This is a genomic window from Bradyrhizobium sp. Pha-3 (assembly GCF_042258325.1).
Classification (GTDB): domain Bacteria; phylum Pseudomonadota; class Alphaproteobacteria; order Rhizobiales; family Xanthobacteraceae; genus Bradyrhizobium; species Bradyrhizobium elkanii.
The window spans coordinates 6,854,900-6,874,730 of record NZ_CP170151.1 but is presented as its reverse complement, the minus strand read 5'-3'; the positions used below and the strand labels follow the sequence as shown (position 1 = coordinate 6,874,730).

The window sequence follows — 19,831 nt, the reverse complement described above, 5'->3', positions numbered from 1 at the left end:
GTCGTCCATGAATCCAGCCCAGAAGGCGCTCTGGTACATCGAAAGCCATCTCGGCGCGCCGCTGACGCTCGACGAGATTGCCGCCGTTGCGGGCGTCTCGCGCTTCCATCTGGTACGTGCGTTCGCGGAAGCGACCGGGTTCTCGGTGATGCGTTATGTGCGGGCGCGCCGCCTCAGCGAAGCCGCGCGCCAACTCGCGGCCGGTGCGCCCGATATTCTCAGCCTCGCGCTGGATGCGGATTACGGCTCCCACGAAGCATTCACCCGCGCGTTTCGGGACCATTTCGCCGTCACGCCCGAGACGGTGCGCGCGACAACGTGCCTGACGAAGCTCAATCTCCAGGAGCCGATCACCATGATCTCGACAGCTCTCGACCACATCGATCCGCCGCGCATTGCCACCGGAAAGGCGTTCCTCGTCGCCGGCATCGGCGAGCGTTACAACCACGACAATGGCAGCGATGCCGGCATTCCGAAGCAGTGGCAGGGCTTCCACCAGCAATGCGCGCACATCCCCCGCCAGGTCGGTAACGTCGCCTATGGCGTCTGCTGCAACGGCGACGATGCCGGCAATTTCGATTACATCGCCGGCGTCGAGGTCGCCGATTTCTCCGACCTGCCGCGCGAGTTCGCGCGCGTCCGCATTCCCGAGCAGAAATACGTCGTGTTCACCCACGCCGACCACATCTCGACCATCCGCCGCACCGTCAACACGATCTGGAATCGCTGGCTGCCGCAATCCGGCATGAAGGTCGCGGACGCGCCGAACTTCGAGCGCTACGACGAGAAGTTCGACGCGAGCACCGGCAATGGCGGGCTGGAGATCTGGGTGCCGGTGAAGGAGTAGCGGGCGCCGGTGCAGCAGAACCTGGTGTCGTCCCTGCGAAAGCAGGGACCCATAACCACCGATGGTTGTTATTTGCGTGACGCCGGAATGACGAGTCCCGCCTAAAACTCTGGCCGCGGAGTATCGGTCCCTGCTTTCGCAGGGACGACACCGTCTTGTTGCTCGCGAGTGCCTAGATCAATGAGAGCGCGCCAGGCAGAATGCGACGACCTCTTCCAGCGCCGTCTTCATCGGTGAGGGCGGGAACAGCGCCAGCGCGTCGACGGCCATCGCGCCGTAGTGCTGGGCGCGGCTGATGGTGTCTTCGAGGGCGCGGTGCTTGGTCATCAGGCCGATGGCGTGGTCGAGGTCGGCCGCTCCGATCTCGCCGCGCTCCAGCGCCCGGATCCAGAATTTGCGCTCGGTGTCATTGCCGCGGCGGAAGGCGAGCACCACCGGGAGCGTGATCTTGCCCTCGCGGAAATCGTCGCCGACATTCTTGCCGAGTTTTGCGGATTTGCCGCCATAGTCGAGCACGTCGTCGACGAGCTGGAAGGCGATGCCGAGATTCATGCCGACCGAGCGGCACGCGGTCTGCTCGGCCTTCGGGCGGTTGGCGATCACGGGGCCGACCTCGCAGGCCGCGGCGAACAGCTCCGCCGTCTTGCCGCGGATCACGGCGAGATATTCGTCCTCGGTGGTCGCGGTGTTCTTGGCGGCGGCGAGCTGCATCACCTCGCCCTCGGCGATGGTGGCGGCGGCAGCGGAGAGGATGTCGAGTGCGCGGAGCGAGCCGACCTCGACCATCATCCGGAACGCCTGGCCGAGCAGGAAGTCGCCGACCAGCACGCTGGCCTCGTTGCCCCACAGCATCCGCGCGGACAATTTGCCGCGGCGCAGCTCGCTCTCGTCGACCACGTCGTCATGCAGCAGGGTCGCGGTGTGCATGAACTCGACCGCGGCGGCGAGCTTGATATGGCCGTCGCCGGAATAGTCGGCGAGCTGGGCCATCGCCAGCGTCAGCATCGGCCGCAACCGCTTGCCCCCGGAGGAGATCAGGTGATTGGCGACCTCGGGGATCATGGTGACCTCGGAGCCGGTCCGCGAAAGGATCGTCGCGTTGACGCGCTCCATGTCGGCGGCGACAAGTCCCACCAGCCCGTCGATCGAAGCATTGGACGGGCTTTCGAAGGGTACAATAACCGCCACGCTGGTCTCCAATTTTGCCGAATACGCACTATGCTCAGCTATAACAATAGAAACTGCGCGGTGCAGCGGCAAGGCCATCAAGTTATTGACATGTGGCGCAAGTGCCGCACAGGCGGGGCGACAGGAGAGCGTATTTTGCGGGAATTGGTACGGACCAATGACATGGTGCTGGTCTCCGCCATTGGCGCGCTGCTCGACAGCGCTAACATCCATCATCTGGTGCTGGACCAGAACATGAGCATCATCGAGGGCTCGCTCGGCGTGCTGCCGCGGCGAATCCTGGTGCATGAGGACGACAACCACGAGGCCCGCCAGCTGCTGACCGATGCCGGCCTCGGCCACGAATTGCGGGCCGATGATTAGACCGTTTTCAAGCGAAGTGGACCCCGGTTCGCGTGAAGAAAACGCGTCAAAAAAGGAGTCTCCGGCGGCCGAGATCACCGAAGACGGATTTCTCGGGGGCCAATTGCGCCTGCGGCAACCCCGCAGCGGCCACCGCGCCGGCCATGACGCGATCCTGCTCGCCGCGGCGACACCGGCTCGATCAGGCGACCGCGTCGTCGATCTCGGCTCCGGCGTCGGCGCGGCCGGGCTGGCCGTGGCGCGGCGGGTGAGGGGGATCGAACTCGTCATGGTCGAAATCGACCCGACCCTGGCCGAGCTTGCGCGGAATAACGCCGGCACCAACGCGATCCTGGCAGAGGTGATTGTGCTTGATGTCGAAGCCGGCGCCGCGGCCTTCGATGATTCCGGCCTCGGGCCCGATAGCGCTGACGTCGTGCTGATGAACCCGCCGTTCAACGATCCGTCGCGGCATCGCGCCTCGCCGGACGGTGTACGCGAGCGCGCCCATGTCGCGACCGCGACCACGCTGGCCGGCTGGGTTCACGCGGCGCGGCGGATTCTCAAGTCGAACGGGCAGCTTGCGCTGATCTGGCGGGCCGACGGTATTTCCGAGGTGCTGGCCGCGCTGGACCGCGGCTTTGGCAGTGTCGAGATCCTGCCGGTTCACGGCGACAGGACGTCGCCGGCGATCCGAATCCTGGTGCGGGCGACCAAGGGCGGCCGGGCGCCGACGCGGCTCCATGCCGCACTGCTGCTCAATGAAGAGTCAGGCGTGCCCAATAAATGGGTGCAGGAGTTGTTGGCTGGGAAGGAGGAATTGCCGCTGGCGCGGCGCTAGCGGGCAGGCATGCTGCCCACGTCGTCAGAGGCACTAAATCACTGCGAAGCCGTTTCCGACTGGCGATCCGGCGTGGACGTGAAGTGGATCGCCGCCAGGAGTGTACCGATCAGCAAAATCAGCAGATAGATTTTCATGAGTCCCTCCCCGCTCGCGCATTGCAGCCCCAATGACAAAATGCAAAACGCGTTCCACGGATTCCAATGACAGTGGCGTGATAATAAGTGGTTAATTCGAGGTAACGGCATGAGTGAACAAAGAAGTGATCACGCTGGACGTTCGGGACTGCTCGAACGCGTGCAGGCAATGTTGCCGGCGCGCTTCAGGCGCGGCGCGGCCGTCGTGCCGGTGGTGCGGCTGGCAGGCGTGATCGGTGCGGTGACGCCGCTGCGGCCCGGCATGACACTCTCCGGCGTCGCCAAGATGCTGGAGCGCGCCTTTGGTACGCGGAATGCCAAGGCGGTGGCGCTGGTGATCAATTCGCCGGGCGGCTCGCCGGTGCAGTCGCGGCAGATCTATTTGCGCATCCGGCAACTCGCCGCCGAGAAGAAGCTGCCGGTGCTGGTGTTCGTCGAGGACGTCGCGGCCTCCGGTGGCTACATGATCGCCTGTGCGGGTGATGAGATCTATTGCGATCCGTCCTCGATCCTCGGCTCGATCGGCGTGGTCGGCGGCAGCTTTGGCCTGGAGGGGCTGATCAAGAAGATCGGGGTCGAGCGCCGGCTCTATACGGCGGGCAGCCACAAGGCGATGCTCGACCCCTTCCTTCCCGAGAACCCCGACGACGTCGCCCGGCTGAAGGCGATCCAGCGCGAGATCCATGCGATCTTCATCGCGCTGGTCAAGCAGAGCCGCGGCAGCCGGCTCAATGGCGCCGACGACGTGCTGTTCACCGGTGAGTACTGGGCCGGCGATACCGCGATCGGTCTCGGGCTCGCCGATGGCATCGGCGACATCCGCTCCACGCTGCGGGCCCGCTATGGCGACAAGGTGCTGACCCCGGTGATTGCGCCGGCCAGCGGCTTGCTGTCTGGCCTGCTGGGCCGGCGGGCGCCAGGGGCGGGGTCGCTGGCGGCGCTGGATGGGCTGGCCGCGCTGCCGGACGAGGTGATCTCGGCGCTGGAAACCCGTGCGATTTGGGCCAGATTCGGGCTGTGAACACAGGGATGTGAGCGCGCCATTTAGTCCCAAAACCGCGATTGCGGCGCAGGCCGCCTTGCGCGAGAATGCTTGGCATTGGGGGCCTGACAGACGTGAACGACAAGGATCGACCGATGCCGCCGCTGATTGCATTCGCAGGCGTCTTGGGAAGCTTGGCCGTGGTCCGCTGGGCGTACAAGACGGCCGTCCGGATCAACCAGGAACTCGAAGAGGCGCGATTGTCCCGCGTGGCCGAGGCCACCCGCGCGGGCGAAATCAAGACCCTTCGCCGCGACCCCGTGACCGGGGCCTATCGCCCGGGCTAACCAGCTCTAAAATCCGCAAAATGGCGGTGCCGGATTTCCGGCATCGCCTTGATTCCATTGGCTGCCGCCGATACGGTCCCGCGCGCCTCACACCCCCTCGCGAGATCGATTCCAACGATGGACGCCCTGCCTGACCACATGCGCCCGGAACGTTCGTTCCAGGGCTTCATCCTGGCCCTCCAGCGGTTCTGGGCCGAGCAGGGTTGCGTCATCCTGCAGCCCTACGACATGGAAATGGGCGCCGGCACCTTCCATCCCGCGACCACGCTGCGTGCTCTGGGGCCAAAGCCCTGGAACGCGGCCTATGTGCAGCCCTCGCGGCGACCCAAGGACGGCCGCTACGGCGAAAATCCCAACCGCCTCCAGCACTACTACCAGTTCCAGGTGATCATGAAGCCGTCGCCGGCGAACCTTCAGGAACTGTACCTGAAGTCGCTGGCCGCGATCGGCATCGACGCCGCCGTCCATGACATCCGCTTCGTCGAGGACGACTGGGAAAGCCCGACGCTCGGCGCCTGGGGTCTCGGCTGGGAATGCTGGTGCGACGGCATGGAGGTGTCGCAGTTCACCTACTTCCAGCAGGTCGCCGGCGTCGAATGCGCGCCGGTCGCGGGCGAACTCACCTACGGGCTCGAGCGGCTCGCGATGTATGTGCAGGGCGTCGACCGCGTCTACGATCTCAACTTCAACGGCCGCGAGGGAGCCGAGAAGGTGACCTATGGCGACGTCTTCCTGCAGGCCGAGCAGGAATATTCGCGGCACAATTTCGAAGTTGCCGACACCGCGATGCTGTTCGAGCAGTTCAGGATGGCGGAAGAGGCCTGCCGCAAATATCTCGCTGCCGGCTGGCGCGAAGGGGGCAACAGTAAGGAACACCTGATGGCCTTGCCGGCCTACGACCAGTGCATCAAGGCGAGCCACGTGTTCAACCTGCTCGACGCCCGCGGCGTCATCTCGGTGACGGAGCGGCAGAGCTACATCGCCCGTGTGCGCGACCTGGCGAAGGCCTGCGGCGAGGCATGGATCCACACTGAAACGGGCAGGGCGGTCTGATGCCCGATCTTCTCCTCGAACTGTTCTCCGAAGAAATTCCCGCGCGCATGCAGGCCAAGGCGGCGGACGATCTGCGCCGCATGGTGACCGACAAGCTGGTCGCCGAAGGCCTCGTCTATGAGGGCGTCAAGGCGTTCGCGACCCCGCGCCGCCTGGCGCTCACCGTGCACGGCATTCCCGCGCGCCAGCCCGATTTGAAGGATGAGCGCCGCGGCCCGCGCGTCGGCGGCCCCGAGCCCGCGATCCAGGGATTTCTGAAGGCCACGGGCCTCGCCTCGATCAGCGAGGCAAAGATCCAGCACGACAAGAAGGGCGACTTCTACATCGCGCTGATCGAAAAGCCCGGCCGCGCCGCGATCGACGTGATCGCGGAAATGCTGCCGGTGATCATCCGCACCTTCCCCTGGCCGAAATCGATGCGCTGGGGCGCGCGCTCGGCCAAATCAGGCTCGCTCACCTGGGTGCGCCCGCTGCACGCCATCACCGCGACCTTTGGTCTGGAGACCGAGGAGCCTGACATCGTCAAGTTCTCCGTCGACGGCATCGAGGCCGGGCAGACCACCTATGGCCACCGCTTCATGGCGCCGGGTCCGATCTCGGTGCGCCGCTTCGAGGATTACGAGGCCAAGCTGAAGGCGGCCAAGGTCATCCTCGATCCGCAGGCGCGCAAGGACATCATCCTCGAGGACGCCAAGGAATTGGCGTTCGCGCAGGGCCTCGAACTGGTCGAGGATCAGGTGTTGCTCGACGAGGTCTCCGGCCTCGTCGAATGGCCGGTCGTGATGATGGGATCGTTCGAGGAGCAATACCTGTCGATCCCCGACGAGGTGATCCGCGCCACCATCCGCAACAACCAGAAGTGCTTCGTGGTCAGGGATCCCAAGACGGGGAAATTGACCAACAAGTTCGTGCTGACCGCCAATATCGAGGCGCCCGACGGGGGCAAGACCATCGTCGCCGGCAATGAGCGCGTGATCCGTCCGCGACTGTCGGACGCGAAGTTCTTCTACGAAACCGATCTGAAGACCAAGCTCGAGGACCGGCTGCCGAAGTTCGAGCAGATCGTGTTCCACGAAAAGCTCGGCACACAGGCGGAGCGGATCAAGCGGATCGAGCGGCTCGCCGCCGAGATCGCGCCGCTGGTCGGCGCCGACGTCGAGAAGACCAGGCGCGCGGCACGCCTCGCGAAGGCGGATTTGCTGACCGAAGTGGTCGGCGAATTCCCGGAGCTGCAGGGCCTGATGGGCAAGTATTACGCGCTGGCGCAGGGCGAGGATGCCTTCGTCGCGGCCGCCAGCGAGGAGCACTGGAAACCGCAGGGGCCGACCGATCGCGTGCCGACCGATCCGGTCAGCGTCGCGGTGGCGCTGGCGGACAAGCTGGATACGCTCGCGGGATTCTGGGCGATCGATGAGAAGCCGACGGGCTCGAAGGACCCGTTCGCGCTGCGCCGGGCGGCGCTCGGCGCGATCAGGCTGATCGTCGAGAATACGCTGCGCCTGCCGATCCTGAAGACGGCTAAATCCGCGTTGCTCGGATTGTCGCTCAAGGCCGATGCCGAAACGCTGCCGAACGATCTGCTAGCCTTCCTTGCCGACCGCCTGAAGGTCCAGCTCCGCGATCAGGGCGCACGTCACGATCTCGTCGATGCCGTGTTCTCGCTTGGTGGCCAGGGCGATCTGTTGCTCGTCGTCCGGCGCGTCGAGGCGCTCGGCAAATTCCTCGACAGCGACGACGGCAAAAACCTGCTCGCTGGCACGAAACGCGCCAGCAACATTCTCGCGATCGAGGAGAAGAAGGACAAGCGGACCTTCGACGGCGCGCCTGACGCTGCGCTCTACAAGCTCGACGAGGAGAAGACGTTGGCGAAGGCGATCAATCAGGTGAAGGCCGAGGCCTCCGCCGCCGTCGCCAAGGAAGACTTCGCCGGTGCGATGAGTGCGATGGCCAAGCTCCGCCCGGCGGTCGATGCGTTCTTCGACAAGGTCAAGGTCAACGACGACGATCCGAAGGTGCGCGAAAACCGCCTGAAGCTGCTCAATGAGATCCGCGCCGCGACGCGTGCGGTGGCGGATTTCTCCAGGATCGAGGGCTGATCGATGGACCGCGCGACGCTCGCCGCTTACGACAAGGATGCGGCGGCGTTTGCGCAGGACTGGCACGACCAGCCGGCGCCGGTCGATCTGCAAGAGATCGTCGGGCAATACTTCATCAAGGGCGGTGCGACCGCCGATATCGGCTGCGGCAGCGGCCGCGAGGTGGCGTGGCTGAACGCCAATGGCTTCCCGGCCGAAGGTTTTGATGCCTCCGAGGGCCTGCTCGCGGAAGCTCGCACCCGCTACCCGGCGCTGCGCTTCATCCGCGCCGAACTGCCTGACCTGTCCGGCATCGCCACCGGCAGCTTCGACAATTTGCTGTGCGAGACCGTGATCATGCATCTCGACCACGCGCTGATCGCGCCGTCGGTGCGTCGCATGTTCGACGTCGTGAAGCCCGGCGGAATCTTCTATCTGAGCTGGCGCGTCACCAGAGGTGACGATGCGCGCGATGCCCATGGCCGGCTCTACGCGGCGTTCGATACCGCGCTGGTGCGCGCTGAGCTGGCGGCAGCCGAATTGCTGCTCGACGCGGAGGTCGTCAGCGCTTCGTCCGGCAAGATCATTCATCGGCTGGTCGCCAGCAAGGGCAGGCGATGATGGCGCGTCTCGCGACATGCGCCTGCGGACAGCTCCGCGTCACCTGTCAGGGCGAGCCCGTCACAGTAGCGCTGTGTCATTGCCTGGAGTGCCAGAAGCGAACCGGCAGCACCTACGGCGTCGCGGCGTTCTTTCCGCGCGCCGACGTGGCGCCGCAGGGCGAAGCGCGCGAATACAGTCGCATCGGCGGCAGCGGGTCTGCTGTGGTGTTTCATTTCTGCCCGAATTGCGGATCGTCGGTGTATTGGGAGCCGCATCGCGCGCCGGATCTGATCGGCGTTGCGGTCGGCGCCTTCGCGGACCCGGATTTTCCCGCGCCGTCGCAATCGGTCTTCACGCAGCGCCGCCACGCCTGGGTCGTCGACAAATAGGCCGCCGACGCAGCGAGTTGCGTCGCGATGGAAATATTTCGATACAATTTGTAATTTGTTAACCATGCCCTGCGAAGGTCCTGACGAAGCAACGATTTCTTAAGACATCGCCCCTCGCGCCAATGCAGGGACCGCCCGATGACCTCGATCGGCACCACGCCCAATCCCTACGCCCAATATGGTTCGGCCTATGCACGGGCGGCGGCGACGCCGTCGCTGGCCGCGACCTTATCGGGCGACGGCACCGCCGGCGATCTGTCGGCGTCCTCGGCGTCCAACGCCGCAACCAACCTGACGCTGTCGGATGCCGCCCGCGCGCAGCTCGCCAAGGCGCCGCTGCCGGACTTTGCCACTGTCACCAGCGATGCGCGCGTCACGCTCGACCGGCTCTACACGGCCGCCGGCGTCACGGCACCGATCGTCGACGGCAAGACCACCATCGATCTCTCGACGCTGGACCGTCGCTCGCTGTTTGCGATCTCGACCAACAATGGCGGCAAGTTCACGCCGGACGAGCAGGCGGTTGCGGCCACCGAACTGAAGCAGCGCTTCGACAAGGCGTTGGAACCGTCGCTGGCGACCACGCGCCTGACCGGCGACTACAGCGTCAGCTACAAGGCCGCGCTCGATTATCTCGATGGTGCGAGCGATGAGGAGAAGGCCACCGCAACCTGGGCCAGCCAGCGCGCCGCGGTGCTGAAGGGCTATCAGGCGACGCAGCAGGATCCCAACACGGCGCCGTCTGGAATTTCCGGCGATCCGATCGCGGCCGCGCTGGCGGGGACGGCGCCCCCCACGAAGAGCACGACGCGCGACTTCAGCAGCATCGCCGGCGACGTGCGCGCCTTCCTCGATCGGCAGAAGAGCGAGGCGGCGAAGAGCGGCAAGGAGCTGGTCTACGATTCCCGCCGCAAGACCGGACAGCTCGCCGACCTGTCCTCGCTCGACAACCGCTCGCTCTCGGCGATCTCGCTGAACCAGGACAAGAAGTTCTCCACCGAGGAGATCTTCGCCGCCAAGCAGGAACTCAACACGCGGACGCGTCTCGCCGTGCTCGACGCGCTGAAGCAAAGCCAGACCGCCGGCGATCCGCGCCAGTTCAGCCTCGGCATCCTCAAGCAATATTCCTCGATGAGCGCGGAGGAGCGCCAGGCGACCAACTGGACGCAGGATTTCCAGGACGCTGCGATCAAGAGCTACAAGTCGACCTCGACGTTGCTCTCGATCCTCAAATCGTAACCCCCTCGACACTGAGGCGAAGCGCGCAGCGGGTTGCGTGAAGAACGTGAAGAAAGCGCGTCAAGACCAGGCGCTGGAATTCATCACAACACGACGATCACAACACGACGATCACAACACGACGGAAGAGCCCCGCCCGGAGGGGAGGCCGGACGGGGCTTTCTGGTCCGGTCGATACTCGCGCACATCCGCTTGCGCGGCGCCCGGACTGTCGTTCAGGCGATCGTGCTGACGTTGATCTAGTCGACCACCTGAACGATCCGTCGCGAACGCGGCTCGACCAGAACGGTCTCACCGTTCACGACGGTGTAACGATAGGGCGTCGCGCCGAACCGTTGCGGCACGTCGTAAGTGGTCACGCCGGCGTCCGGCAGCACGGTGCCGACCACGATGCGATCCGGAACCGTGTAGTTCGGCACGCGCTCGCGCACGATGTACTCGCGGAAGGCCGGACGCTGCTCGACAGTAATGCCCTCGTCATCATCGACTGCAACCGGCGGGCCACCGCGGACGACGCCAACGGTCTGGGCCTGTGCGGCAACAGCCGGCACCGTGATCGCAGCAGCGACCGCTGCAACGGCAAGTATTCTGTTTCGCATGGCTCGCTCCATTCTTTTTCGGTGCGCGCCAGCCTTCGCCGATGCGCACGGCGAGCCAATGCATCGGCTGCGGTGATGTTCCGGGAAACCGCCGCCATATACGCGGCAATTTGGAGCAATTTTCGTGAGTTGCGGGAACTCCCAGGCCGTGCGGGCGTCTTGATGTGGGAACCCCCTCAGCGGATAAACTGCCGCTCGATTCGCTCTTCCAAGAAACCCCCGGAGAAAACTTCAATGACCATCACCGCTGGGCATCTGCCTGCTATCGTCGCTCTGATCGCAGGCGTCCTGATCCTGATCATGCCGCGGCTCCTGAATTACATCGTCGCGATCTATTTGATCTTCGTCGGGCTCGTGGGGATGGGTCTGCTGCGCTGGCTGCACCTCTAGCGGGAAAGCGGGGTTTCGCGGCTTGCGCGGAACCCCTCAAAATGGTGTAAGGCGCGCATCTTCGACCCCTCTTTTCGGATTGTTGTCTGACATGGCCAAAGCCGTCGCGAAGTCCAAGAAAACTGCCGGCAAAACAGCAGCGAAATCAAAGCCCTCCGCCGCAGCCCGCAAGGCCGCGCCAGTGCGGAAGGCGCTGAAGAAGAGCGCCCCGAAGGCGGCGCCGAAAGCCTCCCCCAAATCGGCTGCAAAGCCGGCCGCAAAGCCCGCCAGCAAGGCGCCGGCGAAGGCCGTTGCGAAGAAGGCGGCCCCGGCTGCGATCAAGGCCGGCAAGTGGGTCTATACGTTCGGCGACGGCAAGGCCGAGGGCCAGGCGACCTTGCGCAATCTGCTCGGCGGCAAGGGCGCCAACCTCGCGGAAATGGCCAATCTCGGCCTGCCGGTGCCTCCCGGCTTCACCATTCCGACCTCGGTCTGCACCTATTTCTACGAGCACGACAAGACATATCCGAGGGAATTGAAAGCTCAGGTTGAGAAAGCGCTCGACTATGTCGGCAAGCTGACCGGCAAGACGTTCGGCGACGCCAAGAACCCGCTGCTGGTCTCGGTCCGCTCGGGCGCGCGCGCCTCGATGCCGGGCATGATGGACACCGTGCTCAACCTCGGCCTCAACGACAGCACCGTCGAAGCGCTCGCCGAACTCTCCGGCGACCGCCGCTTCGCCTATGACAGCTATCGCCGCTTCATCACGATGTATTCGGACGTCGTGCTCGGCTTCGAGCATCATCACTTCGAGGACATCCTCGACACCTTCAAGGACGGCCAGGGCTATTCGCTCGACACCGACCTCACCGGCGACGACTGGGTCGAGCTGGTCGGCAAGTACAAGGAGGCCGTCGCCAAGGAGACCGGCCACGACTTCCCGCAGGATCCGCACGATCAGCTGTGGGGCGCGATCGGCGCGGTGTTCTCATCCTGGATGAACGCCCGCGCGGTGACCTATCGCAAGCTGCACGACATTCCGGAATCCTGGGGCACCGCCGTCAATGTGCAGGCGATGGTGTTCGGCAACATGGGCGAGACCTCGGCGACCGGCGTCGCCTTCACCCGCAATCCCTCGACCGGCGAGAGCAAGCTTTACGGCGAGTTCCTGATCAACGCGCAGGGCGAGGACGTCGTCGCCGGCATTCGTACGCCGCAGGACATCACCGAGGAAGCGCGCCAGGAATCCGGCTCCGACAAGCTGTCGATGGAAGCCGCGATGCCGGTCGCGTTCAAGGAGCTGACGCGGATCTACACGCTGCTCGAGAAGCATTACCGCGACATGCAGGACATGGAGTTCACGGTCGAGCAGGGCAAGCTGTGGATGCTGCAGACCCGCGGCGGCAAGCGCACCGCGAAGGCGGCGCTGCGCATCGCGGTCGAGCTCGCCAATGAAGGCCTGATCTCGCGCAAGGACGCGGTGACGCGGATCGATCCGGCATCGCTCGACCAGCTGCTGCACCCGACCATCGATCCGGCCGCCAAGCGCGACGTGATCGCGACCGGCCTGCCGGCGTCGCCCGGCGCCGCCTCCGGCGAGATCGTGTTCTCGTCGGACGAAGCGGCCAAGCTGCAGGCCGACGGACGCAAGGTCATCCTGGTCCGCATCGAGACCAGCCCTGAGGACATCCACGGCATGCACGCCGCGGAAGGCATCCTCACCACCCGCGGCGGCATGACCTCGCACGCGGCGGTGGTTGCGCGCGGCATGGGCAAGCCCTGCGTCTCCGGCTGCGGCACCATTCGTGTCGATTACGGCCGCGGCACCATGAGCGTGGGATCACGCACCTTCAAGACCGGCGACGTCATTACGATCGACGGCTCGGTCGGACAGGTGCTGGCCGGCCGCATGCCGATGATCGAGCCGGAACTGTCCGGCGAGTTCGGTACGCTGATGGGCTGGGCCGACGAGGTCCGCAAGCTCGGCGTCCGCGTCAACGGCGACACGCCGGATGACGCGCGCACCGCGGTGAAGTTCGGCGCCGAAGGCATCGGCCTCTGCCGCACCGAGCACATGTTCTTCGAGGAGACCCGCATCCGCACCGTGCGCGAGATGATCCTCTCCGAAGACGAGCAGTCGCGCCGCGCCGCGCTGTCGAAGCTGTTGCCGATGCAGCGCGCCGACTTCGTCGAGCTGTTCGAGATCATGCAGGGCCTGCCCGTCACGATCCGCCTGCTCGATCCGCCGCTGCACGAGTTCCTGCCGCACACCCAGGCCGAGATCGAGGAAGTGGCGCGCGCCATGAACACCGATCCGCGCAAGCTCGCCGACCGCGCCCGCGAACTCTCCGAGTTCAACCCGATGCTCGGCTTCCGCGGCTGCCGTCTTGCGATCGCCTATCCGGAGATCGCCGAGATGCAGGCGCGCGCGATCTTCGAGGCCGCCGTCGAGGCCGGCAAGCGCACCGGCAAGCCGGTCGGTCTCGAGGTGATGGTGCCGCTGATCGCGACCAAGGCCGAGTTCGATCTGGTCAAGGCGCGGATCGATGCGACCGCCAACGCGGTGATGAAGGAAACCGGCGTCAAGCTGAGCTACCAGGTCGGTACCATGATCGAGCTGCCGCGCGCCTGCCTGATGGCGGGCGAGGTGGCCGAGACCGCGGAGTTCTTCTCCTTCGGCACCAACGATCTGACGCAGACCACCTACGGCATCAGCCGCGACGACGCCGCGAGCTTCCTCGGCACCTATGTCGCCAAGGGCATCCTCGAGATCGATCCGTTCATCTCGGTCGATCGCGACGGCGTCGGCGAGCTCGTCAGGATCGGCGTCACCCGCGGCCGCAAGACGCGGCCGAACCTCAAGGTCGGCATCTGCGGCGAGCACGGCGGCGATCCCGCGTCGGTCGCGTTCTGCCACGAGGTCGGGCTCGATTACGTCTCGTGCTCGCCCTATCGCGTGCCGATCGCGCGTCTCGCCGCGGCGCAGGCCGCGCTCGGCAAGGAGATCGCCAGCCAGGCGTGAGCGACTACGTAGTTCAGAGAAGTGCAATGGCCGGGACCAAGTCCCGGCCATTTTGTTTTGTCGCGCAGTTCGTAGGATGGGTGGAGCGAAGCGATACCCATCAATTGCCTCTGCGTGGAGAGATGATGGGTATCGCTGCGCTCCACCCATCCTACGCGCCGGAGTCCTACGGCGCGCGCAACACTCTATTCACCATCCGCGTTGACCGGATGTTTACGATTTCCATGCGCCGCGCATTTACCAACTCTCGCGATGCATCGGACAAGCACTGCTGCAACGCTTGAGTGTAGCGCGCGAGCAACGCCGATTAACTCCGCGGCAACCTAAACGGTTTAGCAACGAGAAAGGTCGAATTGCGCGGATGTACCGCGTTCGATTGCACTCAGTAAGCGTTGCGTGAGCGTACGATGTTTGTGTCGCGTAACCAGCCGAAGGGCGCACGTCTTGCGCTCTTCGGTCTCGGTCTTGGCATCTTCGCACTGATGCCGACCGAGATCGGATATCAGGATATTGCCTCGCTCCTGGCCCGGCAGCCCGGCGTCGCCGAGCGCTGGCAGAAGCGCGTCTTCGCCTCCGCGGTCGGCTCCATCCAGGTCGCGACCTACAGCTTCGGCCGTCCGATCGGCACGTCCGCGCCGCAAGCCCCGCAAATCCTGCTCGCAAGACTGGACAGTTCGAACCTCGACATCACCGGAACGGTGACGCGCAATCCGATCACGGCCCCGCCGCCGCGCTACCAGGCATCCGATTTTCCCAAGGTCGATCGCACCCTGAAGGGCGATCGTCTCGTCGTCAGGCGGCCTGACCAGGTCGAACCGGCGGAGCCTGCAAATACGGCGCCGGCGAACGAGGATCCCGCGACATCGAATTCGTCGATCAAGGGCATGAAGACCGCGACCGCGCCGGCCGACAGCGCGCCGCTCGATCCTGAATTGCAGGAGGCGCTGCGCGCGCCGCCCTTGCCGCAATATGCCAAGCCGTCGCCGCAGCAAAACGACGTGTCGCTCTCGCTCGAGGCCAACCCGCTCGACGATCTGAAGCCCGCGCCCGCGAAGCCCGCGGCTGCGCCCGCCGATGCGGCGCGGGAGCGCGACCCGTTCGCATTCCAGACCGCCAGCCTGTTCTTCGGCTCGTCGCTCGGCACGCCGGAGAACCTCGAGCGCTGGCAGCCCGGCGAGGCGCCGGTTGTCGTGACGCCGGCAGCAACGCCCGATCCCGACATGAAGGTGATGGCATCACTGCCGGTCGATGCCGATGGTCCGGTCAAGGCCGGCGAGATGGGCGAGAGCATCGCGCCGAAGGGCGAGGTCAATGCCGACGACCAGCACACCAAGACGCCGGCGGAGCGGCTCGGCCTGTTCGACGAGAAGTCGCGCGCCAAGTCGGAGAAGTGCCTCGCCGAGGCGGTCTATTTCGAAGCCCGCGGCGAAGCGGTGCGTGGCCAGATCGCGGTCGCCCAGGTGGTGCTGAACCGCGCCTTCTCAGGCAAATATCCGGAGACGGTGTGCGGCGTGGTCTACCAGAACAAGAACCGCCACTACGCCTGTCAGTTCACCTTCGCCTGCGACAACATCGCTGACGTCGTCCGCGAGCCCGACATGTGGGATCGCGCCAGGAAGATCGCGAAGGCGATGCTCGACGGCGAATTGTGGCTGCCGGAAGTCGACCGCTCGACCCACTACCACGCCTACTGGGTGCGGCCGTCCTGGGTCAGCGAGATGAAGAAGATGTACAAGTTCGGCGTCCACACCTTCTACCGCCCGCGCGCCTGGGGCGACGGCAGTGACGCGCCGAGCTGGGGCAACCCGGCCGAGACCGCCAAGATCTCGGCGCAGCTCGCCGAGGCCGCCCAGAGCTCGGCCGAGCAGGCCAGCGCCAGGCGATAGGGCTGTCAACCTAACCTCCCCTTGAAAAGGGGAGGTCGCTTTGCTCGTCAGAGCAAAGCGGGTGGGGATTGGTCCCTCCACGAGCAGCGATGCTCGTGGCTGACCCCCATCCCGACCTTCCCCCTTTCAGGGGGAAGGAGAAGAGAACGTTTCCCGCCATTCGGCCTGAGCCGTCGCGATATTCGGGGCGGACGCGTCGCAACCTCACGCCGTCGTTCCGGGATGGTCCGCAGGGCCTGCCCCGGAATGACGGTCATCATCCTCTCCGATTCTGCAGAGCAGCCCTGCAGGCGAATATTTTTCTCCGGCCCCTCTTGGGGTTTTCATGCACCTGCATTAACTCCCCGTAATGTTCGGCGGGGCTGCTCCCCGCGCAGCAGTTGCTGGGGAAGACAAGATGGCCGTTACCACCGGGGATCTTCGACCGACGTCGGGCACGTGGCGCACGCCGCTTGTCATCATCGTCTGCGGCTGCGCGATTGCGCTGCTGAGTTTCGGCCCGCGCTCCAGCCTCGGCTTCTTCGTGCAGCCGATGAGCCATGAATTCACCTGGGGCCGCGACGTGTTCGGCCTCGCGCTGGCGCTGCAGAACCTGCTGTGGGGGCTCGGCCAGCCGATCGCCGGCGCAATTGCCGACCGCTTCGGCCTGCTGCGTGTGATGGTCGTCGGCGCACTGCTTTACGCCGCGGGCCTGCTCCTGATGCGTTACTCGGCGACGCCGCTCTCGCTCAACCTTGGCGCCGGCGTCCTGATCGGCTTCGGCCTGTCGGGCTCCTCGTTCAACCTGGTGCTGTCGGCATTCAGCAAGCTGTTGCCGCCCGCGCAGCGCGGCATCGCGCTCGGCGCCGGCACCGCCGCGGGCTCGTTCGGCCAATTCCTGTTCGCGCCGTTCGGCGTGGCGATGATCGACAATTTCGGCTGGCAGACCGCGCTCCTCGTATTCGGCGCGCTGATGCTGCTGATCCTGCCGCTGTCGCTGGCGCTCTCGACGCCGCCGGCGGAGACGAATGACGCTGCGCCCGCCGATCAGCAATCGTTCAAGACCGCGCTGGCGGAGGCGTTCGGCCATCGCTCCTACGTGCTGCTGGTGCTCGGCTTCTTCACCTGCGGCTTCCAGCTCGCCTTCATCACCGTGCATCTGCCGGCCTATCTCGCCGACCGCGGCATTCCGGCATCGACCGGCGGCTGGGTGATCGCGGCGATCGGCCTGTTCAACATCGTGGGCTCGCTCAGCGTCGGCTGGCTGCAGAACGTCTTCCCGAAGCGCTACATCCTGTCGGTGATCTACTTCACCCGCGCGCTGTCGATCATCGCCTTCATTTCGTTCCCGATCACGACCTTCTCGGCGATCGCGTTCGGCGCGATCTCTGGCCTGACCTGGCTCTCCACAGTGCCGCCGACTTCGGCGCTGGTGGCGCTGATGTTCGGCACGCGCTGGTTTGCGACGCTGTACGGCTTCGCCTTCGTCAGCCATCAGGTTGGCGGCTTCCTCGGAGTCTGGCTCGGCGGCATCGTGTTCGAGCAGTATGGCTCCTACACCCCGATCTGGTGGCTGTCGGTACTGTTTGGCGTGCTGTCGGCGCTGATCAACCTGCCGATCGTCGAAAAGCCCGTCGTCCGCCCGGTTGCGCAGCCTGCCTGATGCTCTTTGTAGTGAGCATGATCTCCGCGCAAACGCGTTCCGCGTTTGTCGCGAGGGAAAACCGGTTTCCACTTTTCCGGATCATGCTCTAAACCATTCCCCGAAACCAAGATTACGGGGAGTGCACATCGTGGCAACGTTCAAGGCAATCAGGATCGACAAGGCGGACAAGGGTACCACCGCCGCACTCACCCAATTCGATGAAGCCGAGCTGATGGACGGCGACGTCACCGTCCGCGTCGAGTGGTCGACGCTGAACTACAAGGACGGCCTCGCACTGACCGGCAAGGCGCCGGTGGTGCGCCGGTTCCCGATGATCGCCGGCATCGATTTCGCCGGCACGGTCGAGCAATCCAGCCATCCGGACTGGAAGGCGGGCGACAAGGTCGTCTGCAATGGCTGGGGCATGGGCGAGACCCATCTCGGCGCCTATGCCGAAAAGGCCCGGGTCAAGGGCGACTGGCTGGTGCGGCTGCCCGACGGCATCTCGGCCCGCGATGCGATGGCGGTCGGTACCGCCGGCTATACCGCGATGCTCTCGGTGCTGGCGCTGGAGAAGCACGGCCTGACCCCGAAGAGCGGCCCGGTGGTGGTCACGGGTGCCGCCGGCGGCGTCGGCTCGGTGGCGATCGCCGTGCTCTCGAAGCTCGGCTATCACGTCATCGCGTCGACCGGGCGGATGTCGGAGACCGACTATCTCAAGGGTCTCGGCGCCACCGAGGTGATCGACCGCGCCGAACTGTCAGGTGCGCCAAAGGCGCTGGCGAAGGAGCGCTGGGCCGGCGGCGTCGACAGCGTCGGGTCGACCACGCTCGCCAACCTGCTGTCGATGACCAAGTACGGCGGAGCCATCGCGGCCTGCGGTCTGGCGGCCGGTATGGATCTGCCGTCGTCGGTCGCGCCCTTCATTTTGCGGAGTGTGTGCCTTCTCGGTATCGATTCAGTGATGTGTCCGATCGAATGGCGCAGGACCGCCTGGCGCCGCCTCGCCAGCGACCTGGATAAGGCAAAACTGGCTGATATCACTCACGAAATCGCCCTGGACGAAGTCATCGGCTTTGGCGCAAAAATCCTCGGTGGCCAGGTCCGCGGCCGCATCGTGGTAAAAATAGTCTGAGGACGTTCAGACTTTACCAACCAAGCTGCTCCAATGTTGCCACTGTTGGTATGGTAAGCAGCGGGTAAAGAGACTTGCGGCATGATCCCGGGGGGCCGGGTTTCCTCGCGCAGACGCCGAGAAGCGTTGGTGCGGGGATCATGCGCAACAAGGAGCGGGTGCCCGCGCTCGTCAGTGGAGTAGCTCATGCTTGCGCGTTTGGTGTTGGGGGCCGTCACGGCCGGAGCGATGGTCGTGCCGGCATTCGCGGGCCAGATGAACGCCGATGAGGCCCGCAGGTTCGTCGCCGGCAAGGTGTTCGCCTTCACCTGTTTCGACGGCACCCGCGGCGCCGGCCGCATCCTCGACGATTTGGGTGCGACAGGTTCGATCCAGTTCTCCGGCTCGGGGCCGATCCGTCACGTGCGCCTGCCCGGCAACACGCTGCAGATCCGCGGTCAGAGCGTTTGCGCGTCCCTGAAGGGCATTCCGTTCGAACCGTGCTTCAATCTCGACAAGCAGGATGACCGCACGTTCCGCGGTTCGGTCTCCGGCATGGGCTTTGCCTATTGCGATTTCCATCACCAGGGCGGCCAGCAGATGCTGATGGCGCGCGCGGCGGCGCGTCCGCGCTCGCTGCATCCGCGCACCCGATCCGCGGATGCCTCGCAGACCGAAGTGTCGCGCGTTGAGACGCCGCAGGTCGGAAGCGCGAAGCTCGAGCCGGTCAAGGCTGAGCCCGCCAAGGTCGAGAGCGCGCCGGAATTGCGTCGCTCCACTGACTAACCTTTCATCTGCGCGCTAGCGGGAATAGCGCCGCCAAGCCGTAGTCATACGGATGGCGGTCGCCACGCCTTGCTCGCTACTCAATACCTGGCGTTCGCCGCGAGGCGGGACATTGGGGACTCTGATTTTGAGTAGTCATATGGCGCAATATTTTTTTCGAATCAGTGACGGCGATTACGCTGGTGCATCCGACCACGCGACGGAGTTTGAAAGCCGCGACGTGGCCTGGGCCGAGATGACCAAGGTCTGCGGAAATTTCCTCGGCAGCATTTCGCGCAATCTGAAGCAGAACAGCGAATGGCACATGGAGCTGCTCGACGAGGGCAGAAAACCCGTGTTCAGGATTCGACTGGTCGCCGAGTCCGTCGACTGAAGGCTGTCTTTCAGG

The 19,831-nt window shown here is 65.1% G+C and carries 20 protein-coding genes; 18 read left to right on the top strand and 2 right to left on the bottom strand.

Annotation, left to right across the window (positions count from 1 at the left end; genetic code table 11):
- The first annotated feature begins 7 nt into the window (after positions 1 to 7).
- Positions 8 to 847 carry an AraC family transcriptional regulator gene (locus tag ACE10X_RS32915; protein WP_038382998.1) on the top strand — a complete coding sequence of 280 codons (840 nt, stop codon included), beginning with the start codon at positions 8 to 10 and terminating at the stop codon, positions 845 to 847.
- A 177-nt stretch (positions 848 to 1,024) separates the two neighbouring features.
- On the opposite strand, the gene ACE10X_RS32910 is transcribed toward ACE10X_RS32915, so the two are convergent.
- Complete coding sequence (locus tag ACE10X_RS32910; RefSeq protein ID WP_038383001.1) at positions 1,025 to 2,035, bottom strand: polyprenyl synthetase family protein; 1,011 nt, start codon at positions 2,033 to 2,035, stop codon at positions 1,025 to 1,027.
- A gap of 135 nt (positions 2,036 to 2,170) precedes the next feature.
- Here ACE10X_RS32910 and ACE10X_RS32905 point away from each other — a divergent pair, with 135 nt between their 5' ends.
- The 9 genes from ACE10X_RS32905 (at position 2,171) to ACE10X_RS32865 (ending at position 10,043) form a co-directional block, all read left to right on the top strand.
- Complete coding sequence (locus tag ACE10X_RS32905; protein WP_026193157.1) at positions 2,171 to 2,398, top strand: DUF2007 domain-containing protein; 228 nt, start codon at positions 2,171 to 2,173, stop codon at positions 2,396 to 2,398.
- Positions 2,361 to 3,218 carry a tRNA1(Val) (adenine(37)-N6)-methyltransferase gene (locus ACE10X_RS32900; RefSeq protein ID WP_375763393.1) on the top strand — a complete coding sequence of 286 codons (858 nt, stop codon included), beginning with the start codon at positions 2,361 to 2,363 and terminating at the stop codon, positions 3,216 to 3,218. The genes ACE10X_RS32905 and ACE10X_RS32900 overlap by 38 nt, the downstream gene beginning before the upstream one ends.
- A 246-nt stretch (positions 3,219 to 3,464) precedes the next feature.
- The gene (locus ACE10X_RS32895; RefSeq protein WP_038382999.1) at positions 3,465 to 4,376 is read left to right on the top strand and encodes a S49 family peptidase; all 912 of its coding nucleotides are present in this window, start codon (positions 3,465 to 3,467) and stop codon (positions 4,374 to 4,376) included.
- Positions 4,377 to 4,492: 116 nt separating this feature from the next.
- The gene (locus ACE10X_RS32890) at positions 4,493 to 4,684 is read left to right on the top strand and encodes a hypothetical protein (RefSeq protein ID WP_026193154.1); all 192 of its coding nucleotides are present in this window, start codon (positions 4,493 to 4,495) and stop codon (positions 4,682 to 4,684) included.
- 117 nt (positions 4,685 to 4,801) lie between these two features.
- Entirely contained in the window at positions 4,802 to 5,737 is a 936-nt protein-coding gene (locus tag ACE10X_RS32885) for a glycine--tRNA ligase subunit alpha (protein WP_038383003.1), read from the top strand.
- Positions 5,737 to 7,833, top strand: coding sequence for a glycine--tRNA ligase subunit beta (glyS, locus tag ACE10X_RS32880; protein WP_375763392.1), 2,097 nt, complete (start codon positions 5,737 to 5,739; stop codon positions 7,831 to 7,833). The genes ACE10X_RS32885 and glyS overlap by 1 nt, the downstream gene beginning before the upstream one ends.
- Before the next feature lie 3 nt (positions 7,834 to 7,836).
- Complete coding sequence (locus ACE10X_RS32875) at positions 7,837 to 8,433, top strand: bifunctional 2-polyprenyl-6-hydroxyphenol methylase/3-demethylubiquinol 3-O-methyltransferase UbiG (protein ID WP_038383005.1); 597 nt, start codon at positions 7,837 to 7,839, stop codon at positions 8,431 to 8,433.
- Complete coding sequence (locus ACE10X_RS32870) at positions 8,430 to 8,804, top strand: GFA family protein (protein WP_038383006.1); 375 nt, start codon at positions 8,430 to 8,432, stop codon at positions 8,802 to 8,804. The genes ACE10X_RS32875 and ACE10X_RS32870 overlap by 4 nt, the downstream gene beginning before the upstream one ends.
- A gap of 138 nt (positions 8,805 to 8,942) precedes the next feature.
- The gene (locus tag ACE10X_RS32865) at positions 8,943 to 10,043 is read left to right on the top strand and encodes a hypothetical protein (RefSeq protein WP_038383007.1); all 1,101 of its coding nucleotides are present in this window, start codon (positions 8,943 to 8,945) and stop codon (positions 10,041 to 10,043) included.
- Positions 10,044 to 10,282: 239 nt separating this feature from the next.
- On the opposite strand, the gene ACE10X_RS32860 is transcribed toward ACE10X_RS32865, so the two are convergent.
- Positions 10,283 to 10,642: a DUF1236 domain-containing protein gene (locus ACE10X_RS32860; RefSeq protein ID WP_028343713.1), complete on the bottom strand. Its 360-nt coding sequence runs from the start codon at positions 10,640 to 10,642 to the stop codon at positions 10,283 to 10,285.
- A gap of 234 nt (positions 10,643 to 10,876) precedes the next feature.
- On the opposite strand from ACE10X_RS32860, the gene ACE10X_RS32855 reads away from it, so the two are divergent.
- From ACE10X_RS32855 to ACE10X_RS32820, 8 genes are all read left to right on the top strand, one after another.
- On the top strand, positions 10,877 to 11,032 hold the full coding sequence (locus ACE10X_RS32855) for a DUF3096 domain-containing protein (protein ID WP_016844375.1): 156 nt from the start codon (positions 10,877 to 10,879) through the stop codon (positions 11,030 to 11,032).
- 91 nt (positions 11,033 to 11,123) lie between these two features.
- Positions 11,124 to 14,033: a pyruvate, phosphate dikinase gene (ppdK, locus tag ACE10X_RS32850; RefSeq protein WP_038383008.1), complete on the top strand. Its 2,910-nt coding sequence runs from the start codon at positions 11,124 to 11,126 to the stop codon at positions 14,031 to 14,033.
- Positions 14,034 to 14,059: 26 nt separating this feature from the next.
- A complete protein-coding gene (locus tag ACE10X_RS32845) occupies positions 14,060 to 14,317 on the top strand; it encodes a hypothetical protein (protein WP_157787880.1) in 258 nt (85 codons plus the stop codon).
- A 123-nt stretch (positions 14,318 to 14,440) separates the two neighbouring features.
- Complete coding sequence (locus ACE10X_RS32840) at positions 14,441 to 15,919, top strand: cell wall hydrolase (RefSeq protein ID WP_038383009.1); 1,479 nt, start codon at positions 14,441 to 14,443, stop codon at positions 15,917 to 15,919.
- Positions 15,920 to 16,316: 397 nt separating this feature from the next.
- The gene (locus tag ACE10X_RS32835) at positions 16,317 to 17,561 is read left to right on the top strand and encodes an MFS transporter (RefSeq protein WP_028343717.1); all 1,245 of its coding nucleotides are present in this window, start codon (positions 16,317 to 16,319) and stop codon (positions 17,559 to 17,561) included.
- Positions 17,562 to 17,691: 130 nt separating this feature from the next.
- Positions 17,692 to 18,678 carry an MDR family oxidoreductase gene (locus ACE10X_RS32830; RefSeq protein ID WP_038383016.1) on the top strand — a complete coding sequence of 329 codons (987 nt, stop codon included), beginning with the start codon at positions 17,692 to 17,694 and terminating at the stop codon, positions 18,676 to 18,678.
- A 186-nt stretch (positions 18,679 to 18,864) separates the two neighbouring features.
- Positions 18,865 to 19,443, top strand: a complete 579-nt coding sequence (locus ACE10X_RS32825) for a hypothetical protein (protein WP_028343719.1) — start codon at positions 18,865 to 18,867, stop codon at positions 19,441 to 19,443.
- Between the two features lie 139 nt (positions 19,444 to 19,582).
- Positions 19,583 to 19,816, top strand: a complete 234-nt coding sequence (locus ACE10X_RS32820) for a DUF6894 family protein (RefSeq protein WP_016844381.1) — start codon at positions 19,583 to 19,585, stop codon at positions 19,814 to 19,816.
- The last annotated feature ends 15 nt before the right edge of the window (positions 19,817 to 19,831 follow it).

Bases quoted from the DNA above. Each gene is read 5' to 3' on its own strand.
- ACE10X_RS32915 (WP_038382998.1), top strand. From the start codon at position 8: ATGAATCCAGCCCAGAAGGCGCTCTGGTACATCGAAAGCCATCTCGGC.
- ACE10X_RS32900 (WP_375763393.1), top strand. From the start codon at position 2,361: ATGCCGGCCTCGGCCACGAATTGCGGGCCGATGATTAGACCGTTTTCA.
- ACE10X_RS32895 (WP_038382999.1), top strand. From the start codon at position 3,465: ATGAGTGAACAAAGAAGTGATCACGCTGGACGTTCGGGACTGCTCGAA.
- ACE10X_RS32890 (WP_026193154.1), top strand. From the start codon at position 4,493: ATGCCGCCGCTGATTGCATTCGCAGGCGTCTTGGGAAGCTTGGCCGTG.
- ACE10X_RS32885 (WP_038383003.1), top strand. From the start codon at position 4,802: ATGGACGCCCTGCCTGACCACATGCGCCCGGAACGTTCGTTCCAGGGC.
- glyS (WP_375763392.1), top strand. From the start codon at position 5,737: ATGCCCGATCTTCTCCTCGAACTGTTCTCCGAAGAAATTCCCGCGCGC.
- ACE10X_RS32875 (WP_038383005.1), top strand. From the start codon at position 7,837: ATGGACCGCGCGACGCTCGCCGCTTACGACAAGGATGCGGCGGCGTTT.
- ACE10X_RS32870 (WP_038383006.1), top strand. From the start codon at position 8,430: ATGATGGCGCGTCTCGCGACATGCGCCTGCGGACAGCTCCGCGTCACC.
- ACE10X_RS32865 (WP_038383007.1), top strand. From the start codon at position 8,943: ATGACCTCGATCGGCACCACGCCCAATCCCTACGCCCAATATGGTTCG.
- ACE10X_RS32860 (WP_028343713.1), bottom strand. From the start codon at position 10,642: ATGCGAAACAGAATACTTGCCGTTGCAGCGGTCGCTGCTGCGATCACG.
- ACE10X_RS32855 (WP_016844375.1), top strand. From the start codon at position 10,877: ATGACCATCACCGCTGGGCATCTGCCTGCTATCGTCGCTCTGATCGCA.
- ppdK (WP_038383008.1), top strand. From the start codon at position 11,124: ATGGCCAAAGCCGTCGCGAAGTCCAAGAAAACTGCCGGCAAAACAGCA.
- ACE10X_RS32845 (WP_157787880.1), top strand. From the start codon at position 14,060: ATGGCCGGGACCAAGTCCCGGCCATTTTGTTTTGTCGCGCAGTTCGTA.
- ACE10X_RS32840 (WP_038383009.1), top strand. From the start codon at position 14,441: ATGTTTGTGTCGCGTAACCAGCCGAAGGGCGCACGTCTTGCGCTCTTC.
- ACE10X_RS32835 (WP_028343717.1), top strand. From the start codon at position 16,317: ATGGCCGTTACCACCGGGGATCTTCGACCGACGTCGGGCACGTGGCGC.
- ACE10X_RS32825 (WP_028343719.1), top strand. From the start codon at position 18,865: ATGCTTGCGCGTTTGGTGTTGGGGGCCGTCACGGCCGGAGCGATGGTC.
- ACE10X_RS32820 (WP_016844381.1), top strand. From the start codon at position 19,583: ATGGCGCAATATTTTTTTCGAATCAGTGACGGCGATTACGCTGGTGCA.